Source organism: Bradyrhizobium sp. AUGA SZCCT0176 (genome assembly GCF_018130145.1).
GTDB lineage: Bacteria > Pseudomonadota > Alphaproteobacteria > Rhizobiales > Xanthobacteraceae > Bradyrhizobium.
This window is the reverse complement of record NZ_JAFCMB010000012.1, coordinates 15,068-28,588: the sequence shown is the minus strand read 5'-3', so window position 1 is coordinate 28,588 and position 13,521 is coordinate 15,068. Positions and strand designations below refer to the sequence as shown.

Here is a 13,521-nt window from a genome sequence, read left to right as displayed (position 1 = left end):
CCTGTGATCCTTGAAATCCCTAAAGTCAGGTCATGACGATAATGCAAATGCGAATTAGTTGCAAATTAGTCCTGAACGATAGCTGAGGGAGCGGATCGCACCCGCCAAATACAGAGCGACCCGGGCGGGGGGCATCCCGGCCGGGTCGTTGGAGGTTCTTGGGAGGTTAAGCCTTGGTCGGTTAAAGCTTGGTCGGCTCGTCAGAAACTTGTTTAGCGAACGGCGTCCGGGATCACACAGACCTCAGCGGCGCTCTTGGTGCTGCAATCGACCACTTGTTCGCGCACAAACATCGAACCGGTATCGCGCTGGGCGCGGGGCGAGACGTTCTGGGCGGACAATGAAGCGAGGGTGGCGACCGCGCCGAGCGGGACAATGAAGAGGCGGAAGGACGGCTTCAGCATGTTCGCTCTCCTGTTCGGCGTTGGTGTTGCGTTGTTGATGATAGGTATAGGGGCAGAGTTTTTCCGGGTGATGTCGTGGATTGTTTCATTTGTTTCGTCGCCTTTAATCTTTGGCTTCGAAATCGACCCGGTTTCTTGCTTCCTATGCCAATATAACTGATTGAAATATCTAAGTTTTATGCGGCGATGCTGTCCACGCCTGCGACCTTAAGCAAGTCGGCCAATTGTTTGCGGGCGTAGAACATCCGGGTCTTCACTGTGCTCTGGGGAATACCGATGATCGCGCCGGCCTCTTCCACCGACTTCTCGTGGTAGTAGACCAGGTTGATGATCTCGCGGTGCGCCGGCGACAGCTTGGCGACACAGGCGCGCAGGATGGCGCTGGTGTTGCTGCGGTCGAGCGACGCTTCCGGGGTGTCGGCTTCGTCGGCGATCTCGAGCACGTCGTCCTGATCGATATCCTCATGCTTGCGCTGGCGCAGCGCGGTCAGCGCCTTGAAGCGGGCGATCGACAGCAACCAGGTCGAAACCTGGGAGCGGCCTTCGAATTGGCTGGCGGTGCGCCACACGTCCAGAAACACCTGGCTGACGAGGTCTTCCGCCATCGTGGTATCGCGCACCATGCGCAGGATGAAGCGGTAAACCCGTACGTGATGCCGGGAATAAAGCACGTGCATCGCCGTGCGGTCGCCTTTGGCAATGCTCTCCAGCAGCGATTCGTCCGATGTCGCGCGGGCATCGGCAATGTGCTTGCGGGCTGCAGCGTTGATGGCAATCACGTTCGGCATGACAAACTCCCAGTTCGCCGCTTGGCGGCGTGTCGTTGGGAGATTTCTAGTTAACGAACGTTTCGGGATGTCTGCACGGAAGGGGGAAAATGGTTTCGTGCCGGGGAGAATTGTTTCGTCACAGCGGCTGCGACGAAACATTTCGGGCGAAAATGATAATGATTTCAATGTGCGGAAAATTGGAGGATTTCAGATCGAAAATCGTTCCGCAGTGCGGGAGAAATTGTCGTCCCGGCGAAGGCCGGGACCCATACGCCGCAGCCAATCTTGTTGGAACAGGACAACGACCAAACGTGCAGAATCACGACTGTAGGTGGTTATGGGTCCCGGCCTTCGCGGGGACGACGCTGATTTTCGCAGCTAACCCTTCTCGCCGGTCGGCGAGAACAGGTAGCCGCCGCCGCGGATGGTGCGGATCACGGCGGGCTTGGTCGGGTCGATCTCGATCTTGCGCCGGATCCGCATGATGCGGAGGTCGACCGCACGGTCGAACGCTTCGGCGTCGCGCGCATTCGCCAGCTCCAGCAGCCGCTCGCGCGACAGCACCCGCTTCGGATTGGCCGCGAACACCTTCAACAGGCCGAATTCGGACGCGGTCAGCGGATGCTCGTTGCCTTCGTCGTCGCGCAGCGCCTGGGCCTCGAGATCGAGCCATTTGGTGCCGAACCGCACCAATTGCTCCTTTTCCGCCTTGGCGCCGGCGGCCTCGGGCGTCGCCGCCTTGACCGGCGCACTGCGGCGCAGCACCGAGCGGATGCGCGCCATCAATTCGCGCAGCTCGCAGGGCTTTGCGATGTAATCGTCAGCCCCAAGCTCAAGGCCGACGACGCGGTCGATCGGGCTTGCGGTCGCCGTCAGCATGATGACGGGGACGTTGATGCGGCTTTTCAGGTCGCGGATGATCGAGAGCCCGTCTTCCTCGGGCATGTTGAGGTCGAGCACGACGAGGTCGGGCACATTGGTTTCGATGACGCCGCGCAGGCTCTTGCCGCCGTCGCATAGCGTCACGGCGAAACCGTGCATCTTGAGGTAATCGCCGACCATTTCGCGGGCCGGCGCCTCGTCGTCGACGATGATGATGTGCTGGCTCTGGCTCATGATGTCTCTGCTGCAGGCAGTGTAACCGTAAACGTCGACCCCTGTCCGGGGCCGGGACTATCCGCGGTCACATGGCCGCCATGCATGTCGATAATGCGTTTGACGATCGATAGACCGAGGCCGGTCGAGCTTTCGCCCGCGGTCGGCTTGGCTGACAGCCGCTGGAAGCGGCCGAACAGCCGGCCGAGATCCTCGGGCGACAGGCCCGCGCCCTCGTCCGTGATCCGCACGACGGTGTTGTCACCCTCATGGGTGACGCCCACCGTGATCTTGCCGCCGATAGGTGAATATTTGATGGCATTGCTGACCAGATTGTCGATCGCCTCGCGGATCCGGTCGACGTCACACATGGTGACGAAATTCGGCGGCGCGGAGACGTTGATGGTCTGCTGCTTGTTCACGGCCGAGGGCAGATTGGCGTCGGTGACTTCGGCCACCAGGGCGCCGACGTCGACCGGCTCGCGGCGGATGGTGATGTCGAAGGCGTCCGCCATCGCATCCGAAATCAGATGATCGACCATCGAGGTCAGGCGCTTGGTGGCGTCGCGGATGTGGTCGACCTGCGCAGTGACGTTTTCCTTCGGCGAGCCGGCGCTGATCAGTTCGTTCAGCATTTCGGTGCGGCCGAGAATGACGCCGAGCGGGTTTTTCAGGTCGTGGGCGACGGTGCCGAGGATTTCATTCTTGAAGCCGTTGGCGCGCTGCAGCCGCAGCCACTGCGCCGAAAGCCGGCGGTTGGCCTGCATCAGCGCGCGGGTGCGCTGGGCGACGCGGTCTTCGAGCTGGGTATTGGCCGCGTGCAGCTGCTGGTAGAGGATCACATTGTCGAACGCGATCGACAGCCGGCTGGAGAAAATCTCGACCAGCGCGCGATCGGTGTCGGAAAGCTGGCGCTCGGCCTGCAGCAGCACCACGACCTCACGGCCAGAGCCGGTGCGCAGGTAAAGCACGCTGCGGTGGTCGGCGAACTCGTTCTTGCGGCGCGTGAAGGCGTCTTCCACCATCTGCCGCAAATCCGGATCGAGTGATTTTGAACTGGTCGAGCCGATGAAGCGGCTGTAGCAACCCGAACCCGCCAGCACGGAGAATTCGCTGCCGGGGGCGCCGTCGTCGCGCAGCACCAGTATACCGGCGCAATCGACATTGAGCAGCGAAGCCAGTTGCGTCAACACCCCTTCGGCGAGGCGCTGCATCGATTTGAAATCATACAGGGTGGAGGCGGCGTCGATGATGATTTCGAGCCCGCGCCTTGTCTGCACCATGCGCTCGAGCTGCTGATAGCTGCGCAAGGCGGCGGTCAGCGAGGTGAACAGCTTGTCGGCGGTGAGCTCGGTTTTGGCCTTGTAGTCGTTGATGTCGTACTGGACGATGACGCGGCGCTCCGGCGCCTGGCCGGGCTGGCCGGTGCGCAGGATGATGCGGACGGTCTCGTTCTTGATGTCGTTGCGGATGTACTCGACGAGGTCGAGGCCGGCGACGTCGGTTTCCATGATGACGTCGAGCAGCACGGCGGCGATATCGGGATTGTCGCGCATCAGGACGCGGCCTTCAGCCGCGGAATAGGCGGAGAGGATTTCCAGCGTGGCGCCGTGGAGGTTGTAGTCGCTCAGCGCAAACCGGGTGCCTTCATGCACCGCCTGATCGTCGTCGATGACGGCGATCTTCCATTTGCGTACAGACGAATCATCCGGGGCGGTTTCGGAATCGTCGATCAGGTGGAGGACATCGTCCTGTTCGGCCATTGAGGGGTTCCGTCGGCTGCTGCGTCTGTGATAGTGGGTCCGCTGGTTACGATTCCCTTGGCGACCTTGGGCATGATAATGCGGAAAGTGGTGCCTTGTCCTAGCCTTGACTCCAGCATCATCCGGCCGCCGAGCTGTTGAGTGACAAGATTATAGACGATATGCAAGCCCAGTCCGGTACCGCCCTCGTTGCGGCGCGTGGTAAAGAACGGATCGAACGCCTGCCGCTGGACGTCCGGCGTCATTCCGGCCCCATTATCGGCAAAAATGATTTCGACATCGTCACTGCCGCGGGCCCGTGCCGAAAGCGAGATCGCGCCGGAACGGCCGTCGGCGAAGGCATGATTGGCTGCGTTGAGGAAAAGATTGGTTAAAATCTGGCCGTAGGAGCCGGGATAGCCGTCGATCAACAGACCCTCCGGCACGTCGACCGACAGCGTAATCGTCGCCTTCTTCAACACCGGGCGCAGGCTCGCGACGATCTGGTCGGTGGCCTCGCTGAGGCTGAATTGCCGCCGCTCGGCATGGGAGCGGTCCACCGCCACCTGCTTGAACGACTGGATCAGTTCGCCGGCACGGTGCAAATTGGCCACCAGTTGCCCGGCGGCGTCGCGCGAGCTCTTGACGAACTCGTCGAGCTTGGAGCGGCGCAGCGGCTCGGTGCGCAGCTCGGTCTCGAAGATTTCCGCGCGGCGCGCGAAGCTCGATGCCACCGTCAGGCTGATGCCGATCGGGTTGTTGACCTCGTGGGCGACGCCGGCGACCAGGCCGCCCAGCGCCGCCAGCCGTTCGGCGTCGATCAGGTTCTGCTGGGCGGCATTGAGTTCGAGCAGCGCGCCCTCGGCCTTTTCCTTCGACGCGCGCAGCTCGTCCTCGGTCTTGCGTTTGGCGATGGCGTTTTCGCGGAACACCTCCACCGCGCGCGCCATCGCGCCGACCTCGTCCTTGGCTGACGTGCCCTGCACGGCGCGATCGTAATTGCCCGAGGTGATCGCGTGCATCGACGCCATGATCTGCTGCAGCGGCAGCCGGATCGAGAGCGCGATCAGGACACCCGCGGACAGGATGATGCCGAGGAAGATCACGGCGATCGACAGCACCCGGCGCGAAATGCCCGCCAGCGTGCGGTCGAAGGTTTCCTGCGCCTTTTGCTCGCGCTGGCGCATCTTCACCGACAGGCTGTCGATCACGCCGATCGCATCGGCCTGGCTGGCGTCGATGGTGTTGCGCAACAATTCGGTCCGGATCGCAAGCTGCTCGGTCAGCTTCGCCAGTCCCTCGCGCAACGCCAGGGTTTTCGCATGCAGCCGCGTCAGCGCCATGCGCTGCAAATCATTGTCGGCAAGGTCGGACATCACCGGGATGGTTTTTTCGATCGTCTCGGTATTGCGGCGGGCGTCCTCGGCCGAAGCCGACGCCAGCGAAAGGTAATAGGCGTTGGCGGCGACCAGCATCCCGGTAAACGCCTCGCGGGATTTTCCGAGCGACGGCCAGATCAGCGCATCGCGGTGCCCGGTGGCGCCCTCGATGATGGAATAGAGCCCGGCCATGTCCCTGGCCGGGCCCAGCACCTGTTGCTCGTAGGTTTTAGAGATCGTCGCCTGCACCGCGCGCAGTTCGCCGAAACCGTTGAGGAAGCGGTCGGTGACCTGCTCGAGCTGCTCGACCGAGCCCGAAAGCATCGGGTCGTTCGAGGCGCGGTTGGTCAGTGTGCCGAGCACGGCTTCGCGCAGCAGCAGGATCTCCGCGAACAGTTCCGGGCTCGGCTGGTTGATGTAGCGATGGATCAGGTTCTGCAGCCGGCTGGTTTCGCTTTCAAGCAGCGCCAGGATCTTGTCGGATTCCCTGACGTGGCGAACATCTTCCCAGGCCGAACCGAGCACCTTGGCGCCGTTCCATATCAGCGCGGCCAGCACCACGACCACGGCGGAGTTCAAGGCCGCGATCGACAGGATGCGCCAGCGGATCGGGACCGCGCGCAGCACCTGGACGATGCGAATACGGCCGCGTGCGGCGAGGCTCGCCGGCCGTTCCACTGATCCGTCTTGTTGCGAGGTTGCGGCCAACTCACTGCACCTTGCGAATTCGTTCAATGAGCCGCGCAATCGCGGGGTCTTGCTGCGCCTTGGCGTAAATTCCCGCCATCGCCGCCTCGAGCGGCTTGCGGTCGAAATCGGTGACGATCTTGACGCCGGCGTCTTCCGCCTGCTTGCGCGAGCGCTCTTCGAGATCGCGCCATTTTTCGCGCATGAAGCGGCTCGAGCGCTGTGCGGCTTCGCGAAAGGCCTTCTGGTCTTCGGGCGACAGGCTAGACCACGCCTTTTTCGACATCACCAGCACTTCCGGGCTCATCGTATGTTCGGTGAGGGTGTAGAAGCCGGCGAATTTGTAGTGATCGGTGGTGACAAAGGACGGCCAGTTATTCTCGGCGCCGTCGATCAATTTGGTCGAGAGTCCGGTCAGCACCTGACCGTAGGGCAGTGCGACCGGATCGGCGCCGAGCGAGCGGATCATCTCGACCATCTGCTCGGATTGCTGCACCCGAATCCGCAAGCCCTTGAGGTCGGCCATCGAGGTGACCGGGCGGACGTGGTTGTAGATCGAACGGGCGCCGGAATCGTAGAACGCGAGGCCGACGAAGCCGTAAGGTTCGAAGCTGTCCAGGATCTCGTTGCCGATCGGACCATCCAGCACCTTCTGCAAATGCTCGATGGAGCGGAACAGAAACGGCATCGCCAGCACATTCATCGCCGGCACCATGGTCCCGATCAATGCGACGTTGGTACGATTGATATCGATGGCGCCTGCGCGGGTCTGCTCCAGGGTTTCCTTTTCCTCGCCGAGCTGGCGCGAATGGAACACCTTGATCTCGTGGCGGCCGCCGGTGCGTTCCGCAACCAGGCTGCCCATGTAGTGCAGCGCCTGCACGGTCGGATAACTCTCGTTCTGGGTATCGGCGGCGCGAAATTCGCGCGCAAAAACGCTCGTTGCGGCCGCTGTCAGGAACAACGCCAGAACAAGCATTATGATCCGCGAAAGGTCGGCGCGGCGATACACAGGCAACAAATCCCCTTGTGAAGAAGTCTGCGGCGGGAAGAAAAGGTTCAATGTTTTTTTAGCAGAAGGCGCCCACACTTGGCTATCCGGAGCCGCTGCAATCGTTAATTGTGCGGTGCGACGGCGGTGGTGGATTGAAACGGCGGGCGCGGGCATCTATGAGGGCGCAGCGCGCAGATTTGGTCGCGGTCCTGACAAGCGGTTTTGGCAAAGTGATTCATCAGTGAAGTCGGTCTTGAGGTTGTTTCAGCCCGTCGCGCTCGCACTCACCGTGCTGGTAACTCCGGCGCAGGCGACCACCGAGATCATGTGGTGGCACGCGATGTCGGGTGAACTCGGCAAGCAGCTGGAGAAGCTCGCGACCGATTTCAACGCCTCGCAATCCGACTACCGGATCGTTCCGGCCTACAAGGGCAATTACACCGAAACGGTGACGGCGGCGATCTTCGCCTTTCGTTCACGCAGCCAGCCCGCCATCGTTCAGGTCAACGAGATCGCGACCGCGACCATGATGGCGGCAAAGGGCGCGATCTATCCGGTGTTCGAGTTGATGCGCGACCAGTCGGAGCCGTTCTCGCCGGCTGCCTATCTGCCGGCCGTCGCAGGCTATTATTCCGACGTCGCCGGCAACATGCTGTCGTTCCCGTTCAACGCCTCGACACCGATTCTCTATTACAATAAGGACCTTTTCCGCGCCGCCGGTCTAGATCCCGAAGTGGCGCCGAAAACCTGGCCCGAAATTGGGGCTGCGGCGAAGAGGTTGCGCGCGGCGGGCGCGGTCTGCGGCCTGACCACCTCCTGGCCTTCCTGGATCAATGTCGAGAATTTTTCGGCATTCCATAACCTGCCGCTGGCGACCAAGGGCAATGGGTTTGGCGGTCTCGACGCCGAACTGACCTTCAACAACCCGAGCGTGGTGCGTCACATCACGCAGCTGGCGGAATGGCAGGCCACGAAAGTGTACGACTATAGCGGCCGCGGCCAGTCGGCCGAGCCGCGCTTCCAGAAGGGCGAGTGCGGAATCTTCATCGGCTCGTCGGCGACCCGCGCCGACATCAAGGCCAATTCGAAATTCGAGGTCGGTTACGGCCTGATGCCGTATTATCCCGACGTGACTGGCGCGCCGCAGAACACCATCATCGGCGGCGCGACCTTATGGGTGCTGCGGGCCCGGCCACGCGCTGAATATACCGGGGTCGCGAAGTTTTTCGCGTTTCTGTCGAGGCCGGAAGTCCAGGCGGGCTGGCACCAGAACACCGGCTATCTGCCGATCACCCGCGCCGCCTTCGATCTCTCACGTGCGCAGGGGTTTTATGATCGCAATCCCGGAGCGGCGATCTCGATCGAGCAGATGACCTTGAAGCCGCCGACCGAGCACTCCAAGGGAATCCGGCTTGGCTCGTTCGTGCTGATCCGCGACGCGATCGACGAGGAACTGGAGCAGGTCTTTAGCGGCAAGCGGACCGCGCAAGCCGCCCTCGACCTCGCCGCCGAGCGCGGCAACCGTCTGCTGCGCCAGTTCGAGCGGGCGAATCCGGACCGATAGGGCGCGAGAAATCAATTTTTTCGTCATTGCGAGCGAAGCGAAGCAATCCATCGCTCCAAGGAAAGAAAGAATGGATTGCTTCGCGGAGCCTGTCATCGGGTGCGCATTCGCGCGACCCGTTGGCTCGCAATGACGGTTGAGTGATGACACCTTCGCTGCCAGTTCTTTCCGATTTCGAGGCCTTTCAGGCCTGGCGCGCCGACCAGTCCCGCTGGCTGCCGGTGGTATCAGACATCGCGCATGGCCACGGCTTGAAGCCGGCGGCGCCGCATGTTTTCGCGACCGGTACCAACCTCGTCATCGGCCTCGACGATGACCTGATCCTGAAGCTCTTTCCGCCAATCCTTCGCGGCCAGTTTGTCTCCGAGCGCGCATCGCTGAGGCAGTTACGCGGACAATTGAGCATCCCGATTCCGGAAATCCTGTTCGAAGGCGAGCGCGACGGGTGGCCCTATCTCATCATCACGCGGCTGCACGGTGTCGTCGGCTCCGAGGTCTGGCCGAGGCTGCCTGAAGACCAGAAGGAACGCGTGCTTGCGCAGATCGGCGCGGCCATCGCCGAAGTGCAGCGCGCCCCGCTCGGAGAACTCGCAAACATCGAGCCGCAATGGGACCGGTTCATATCCAGGCAAATCGAGGGCTGCCGCGCGCGGCACGAGCGCCTCGGGATGTCAAAGAAGTTTCTCGATGGCTTCGACGACATCCTGCGCGATGCCGCGACGCTTATTCCGCTGGACAAGCCGCCGGTCATCCTGACCGGCGAATACATTCCGGAGAACTTCTTGTTGAGCCAGCAAGGCACCGGCTGGCGCCTCTCGGGGCTGTTTGATTTCGGCGACGTGATGACCGGCTGGGGCGAATATGACCTGCTGGGTCCGAGCGCGTTCATGGCCGCGGGAAACCCACGGCGGATACGCAGCCTGTTCGAAGGGTTCGGATACGCGCCCGCCGACATCAATCCGGCCATGAAACGGCGGCTGATGGCGCTGATGCTGTTGCATCGGGCCAGCGATCCGGTCCGGCATATCTGCATCGAGGACTGGCAGGGCAGGGCCGGCAACCTTTCCGAATTGCAGGACCTAGTGTGGCCGGTTTGACGGGTGCGACGAAACCGCACATCAAAGAGGCGTACAAAATTTCTGCTCAAAGAGCGGGCAATTATGCATCTTTGTATGCAATTTGAAGCTCGCTTCGTCGAGACAATTTGGTCAGATAATTGATATTACTATGTAATATCAATCTCTTATGGAGAGGTTAGCCCTTCATTAAGGTTTGGCACGAACCTTGCGATTCCCAGTTCCAAAGCCGTTTCCCTCGGGCGTTGGAGCATCACCATGAAGCGTCGCGATTTCCTGAAATCCGTCACCGGGGTCGCCGCCGGCGCCCTGGTGCCGGCGCCGGCCATTTTCTCCCCCGCCAAGGCCGATGCGCGGTCGGAGACGCTTCTGATCGTCTCGGAAGGCGGTCCAAACAACCTCGACATCCATGGCGTCGGCACCAACGTGCCCGGCTATGAAGTGTCGTGGAATTGCTACGACCGCCTGATCACCCATGAGATGAAGAGCGGTCCCGGCGGCGTGCCGTATTACGACCGCGACAAGTTCAAGGGCGAACTCGCCGACGACATGAAGATCGACGACATGTCGGTGACCTTCAAGCTGAAGAAGAACGCGAAATTCCACGACGGCACGCCGGTCGCGGCCAAGGACGTCAAATGGTCGCTCGATCGAGCGGTCTCGGTCGGCGGCTTTCCGACCTTCCAGATGAGCGCGGGCTCGCTGACCAAGCCCGAGCAGTTCGTTGTCGTCGACGACAACACCGTACGCGTCGACTTTGCCAAGAAGGACCGGCTGACGATCCCCGACCTCGCGGTCATCGTACCCTGCGTCGTCAATTCCGAGCTCGTGAAGAAGAATGCGAGCGAGAAGGACCCCTGGGGTCTCGAATACACAAAACAGCAGACCGCGGGCTCGGGCGCCTACAAGCTGTCGAAGTGGACCGCCGGCACCGAAGTCATCATGGAGCGCAACGACGCCTGGGTCGGTGGCCCCCTGCCGAAGATCAAGCGCGTGATCTGGCGCATGGTGCCGCAGGCCGGCAACCGCCGCGCGCTGCTGGAGCGCGGCGACGCTGACATCTCCTATGAATTGCCGTTCAAGGATTTCCAGGAGATGAAGGCCAATGGCAAGCTCAACGTGGTGTCGCTGCCGTTCTCCAACGGCATCCAGTATATCGGCATGAACGTCACCAAGCCGCCGTTCGACAATCCCAAGGTGCGCCAGGCGATCGCCTACGCGCTTCCCTATCAAAAAATCATGGACGTCGTGCTGTTCGGCCTCGCCAATCCGATGTTCGGCGCGTCCGCCGACAAGGCCACCGAAGTGGCGTGGCCGCAGCCGACCAAATATTCCACCGATATGGCCAAGGCGAAGGCGCTGCTGGCGGAAGCCGGCTACGCCAACGGTTTCGAGACCACGATCTCGTTCGATCTCAATTTCGCCGGGGTCAACGAGCCGCTCTGCGTGCTGGTGCAGGAGAGCCTCGCCCAGATCGGCATCAAGGCCACGATCAACAAGATCCCTGGCGCCAATTGGCGTACCGAGTTGAACAAGAAGGAGATGCCGCTCTACACCAACGTGTTCTCGGGCTGGCTCGATTACCCCGAATACTTCTTCTACTGGTGCTATCACGGCAACAATTCCGTCTTCAACACCATGAGCTACAAGTCGCCGGAGATGGACAAGCTGATCGACGGCGCGCGCAACGCGGCCTCGACCGGCGACAAGGCGGCCTACGACAGCGACGTGAAGGGTTTCGTCGATCTCGCCTACAAGGATATCCCGCGCATTCCGCTGTATCAGCCCTTCGTCAACGTCGCGATGCAGAAGAACATCTCCGGCTATCAATACTGGTTCCACCGAAGGCTCGACTATCGCGCGCTGGTGAAGGCGTAATCCGCCATGCTGACCATGATCGGCAAGCGGCTGATGTTTGCGATCCCGTCGTTGATCGGGGTCGTGATCGTGACGTTCCTGCTGACGCGGGCGCTACCCGGCGATCCCGCCGCGTATTTTGCCGGGCCGGCCGCGACCAAGGAGGCGGTCGAGCAGATCCGGAAAAAACTCGGCCTCGACAAGCCGCTGATCGAACAGTTCTTCCGCTACACCAACGATCTCGCCCATGGCGATTTCGGCAATTCGCTGACCACCGGCCAGCCCGTCGCCGCCGAAATCCGCAATCGCCTGCCGGCTTCTGCCGAGCTGACGCTGCTCGGCCTGTTTGTTTCCATCGTGATCGCTATCCCGCTTGGCGTGCTGGCCGCCACCCGGCCCGGCTCGTGGATCGACCACCTCTGCCGAATAACGACGACGGCCGGCGTGTCGCTGCCGGTGTTCTTTACCGGCTTGGTGCTGGTCTATGTCTTCTATTTCCGGCTCGGCTGGTCGCCGGCGCCGCTCGGCCGGCTCGATGTGTTCTACAGCGCGCCGCCGACGGTGACCGGCTTCTATCTGATCGACACCCTGATCGCGCGCGACCTCGAGGCGTTTCGTTCCGCGCTGAGCCAGCTGATCCTCCCCGCAACGACGCTGGCGATCTTCTCGCTGGCGCCGATCGCGCGCATGACGCGGGCCTCGATGCTGGCGGTGCTGGCCTCGGATTTCGTCCGCACCGCGCGCGCCAGCGGCCTGTCGCCGGGCACCGTGATCGTCACTTACGCCTTCCGTAACGCGATGCTGCCCGTGATCACCACGCTCAGCATGGTGTTCTCGTTCCTGCTCGGGGCCAACGTGCTGGTGGAGAAAGTCTTCGCCTGGCCCGGCATCGGCTCCTACGCCGTGGAAGCCCTGATCTCGTCGGACTTCGCGCCGGTGCAAGGCTTCGTGCTGACCATGGCGGTCATGTACGTGCTGCTCAATCTGATCATCGACATTCTGTATGGCGTGATCGATCCGCGCGTGAGATTGGAAGGGTAATAAGCATGAGCACCGTTGCGCCTGCCGTCGAACCCGCCGGTCCCGCGCGAACCTCGGGACTATCGGCGATCTTCGAACATACCCGCTATGTGCTCGGCGAGAACCGCGTCACCGCCTTTGCCTTCGGGCTGCTGGTCGTGATCCTGTTCGCGGCGATATTCGGCCCCTATGTTGTTCCCTATGATCCGCTGGCAAGCGACACTTCAGCCGCGCTGAAGGCGCCGTCGGCGGCGCACTGGTTCGGCACCGATCAATTGGGCCGCGATATTTTCAGCCGCGTCATCGTGGCCACACGGCTGGATGTGTTCATCGCGGTGGCTTCCGTGGCGCTGGTGTTCCTGATGGGCGGGCTTGCCGGCATCGCCGGCGGCTATTTCGGCGGCTGGACCGACCGCATCGTCGGCCGCATCGCAGATACCATCATGGCGTTTCCGCTGTTCGTGCTGGCGATGGGCATCGTCGCTGCGCTGGGCAATACCGTGCAGAACATCATCATCGCGACCGCGATCGTGAATTTCCCGCTCTATGCCCGCGTCGCCCGCGCCGAGGCCAATGTCCGGCGCAACGCCGGCTTCGTGCAGGCGGCGCGGCTGTCGGGCAATGGCGAGTTCCGGATTCTGCTGGTGCACATCCTGCCCAACATCATGCCGATCATGATCGTGCAGATGTCGCTGACCATGGGTTACGCGATCCTCAACGCCGCAGGGCTGTCGTTCATCGGCCTTGGCGTGCGGCCGCCGACCGCCGAATGGGGCATCATGGTCGCGGAGGGCGCCGGCTTCATGGTGTCGGGCGAATGGTGGATCGCGCTGTTCCCGGGCCTCGCGCTGATGATCGCGGTGTTCTGCTTCAACCTGCTTGGCGATGGTCTGCGCGATATCGTCGATCCGCAGCGCAGAACTTGAGGGCGAG

General features: G+C 62.0%; 11 protein-coding genes. 5 read left to right on the top strand and 6 right to left on the bottom strand.

Annotated elements, in window-relative coordinates; translation table 11 throughout:
- Nucleotides 1–212: 212 nt before the first annotated feature.
- The 6 genes from JQ600_RS24700 to JQ600_RS24675 form a co-directional block, all read right to left on the bottom strand.
- Complete coding sequence (locus tag JQ600_RS24700) at nt 213–404, bottom strand: hypothetical protein (RefSeq protein WP_212267410.1); 192 nt, start codon at nt 402–404, stop codon at nt 213–215.
- Nucleotides 405–580: 176 nt separating this feature from the next.
- Nucleotides 581–1,192 carry a sigma-70 family RNA polymerase sigma factor gene (locus JQ600_RS24695; RefSeq protein ID WP_192735524.1) on the bottom strand — a complete coding sequence of 204 codons (612 nt, stop codon included), beginning with the start codon at nt 1,190–1,192 and terminating at the stop codon, nt 581–583.
- A 360-nt stretch (nt 1,193–1,552) separates the two neighbouring features.
- Nucleotides 1,553–2,290: a response regulator gene (locus tag JQ600_RS24690; RefSeq protein ID WP_212001768.1), complete on the bottom strand. Its 738-nt coding sequence runs from the start codon at nt 2,288–2,290 to the stop codon at nt 1,553–1,555.
- Nucleotides 2,287–4,032 (bottom strand): DUF3369 domain-containing protein, encoded by a 1,746-nt coding sequence (locus tag JQ600_RS24685; RefSeq protein WP_212267415.1) that lies wholly within the window; start codon nt 4,030–4,032, stop codon nt 2,287–2,289. The genes JQ600_RS24690 and JQ600_RS24685 overlap by 4 nt, the downstream gene beginning before the upstream one ends.
- Nucleotides 4,002–6,068, bottom strand: a complete 2,067-nt coding sequence (locus JQ600_RS24680; RefSeq protein ID WP_212390828.1) for an ATP-binding protein — start codon at nt 6,066–6,068, stop codon at nt 4,002–4,004. The genes JQ600_RS24685 and JQ600_RS24680 overlap by 31 nt, the downstream gene beginning before the upstream one ends.
- A gap of 31 nt (nt 6,069–6,099) precedes the next feature.
- Nucleotides 6,100–7,095 (bottom strand): TRAP transporter substrate-binding protein, encoded by a 996-nt coding sequence (locus JQ600_RS24675; RefSeq protein ID WP_212390829.1) that lies wholly within the window; start codon nt 7,093–7,095, stop codon nt 6,100–6,102.
- A gap of 229 nt (nt 7,096–7,324) precedes the next feature.
- Here JQ600_RS24675 and ugpB point away from each other — a divergent pair, with 229 nt between their 5' ends.
- The 5 genes from ugpB (at nt 7,325) to JQ600_RS24650 (ending at nt 13,514) form a co-directional block, all read left to right on the top strand.
- Entirely contained in the window at nt 7,325–8,635 is a 1,311-nt protein-coding gene (ugpB, locus tag JQ600_RS24670) for a sn-glycerol-3-phosphate ABC transporter substrate-binding protein UgpB (protein ID WP_409363332.1), read from the top strand.
- 143 nt (nt 8,636–8,778) lie between these two features.
- Nucleotides 8,779–9,732 carry a phosphotransferase gene (locus tag JQ600_RS24665; RefSeq protein WP_212390830.1) on the top strand — a complete coding sequence of 318 codons (954 nt, stop codon included), beginning with the start codon at nt 8,779–8,781 and terminating at the stop codon, nt 9,730–9,732.
- A 237-nt stretch (nt 9,733–9,969) separates the two neighbouring features.
- Nucleotides 9,970–11,589, top strand: a complete 1,620-nt coding sequence (locus JQ600_RS24660) for an ABC transporter substrate-binding protein (protein ID WP_212267430.1) — start codon at nt 9,970–9,972, stop codon at nt 11,587–11,589.
- 6 nt (nt 11,590–11,595) lie between these two features.
- Nucleotides 11,596–12,609 (top strand): ABC transporter permease, encoded by a 1,014-nt coding sequence (locus JQ600_RS24655; RefSeq protein ID WP_212267432.1) that lies wholly within the window; start codon nt 11,596–11,598, stop codon nt 12,607–12,609.
- 5 nt (nt 12,610–12,614) lie between these two features.
- Nucleotides 12,615–13,514: an ABC transporter permease gene (locus JQ600_RS24650; protein WP_212390831.1), complete on the top strand. Its 900-nt coding sequence runs from the start codon at nt 12,615–12,617 to the stop codon at nt 13,512–13,514.
- Nucleotides 13,515–13,521: the final 7 nt, after the last annotated feature.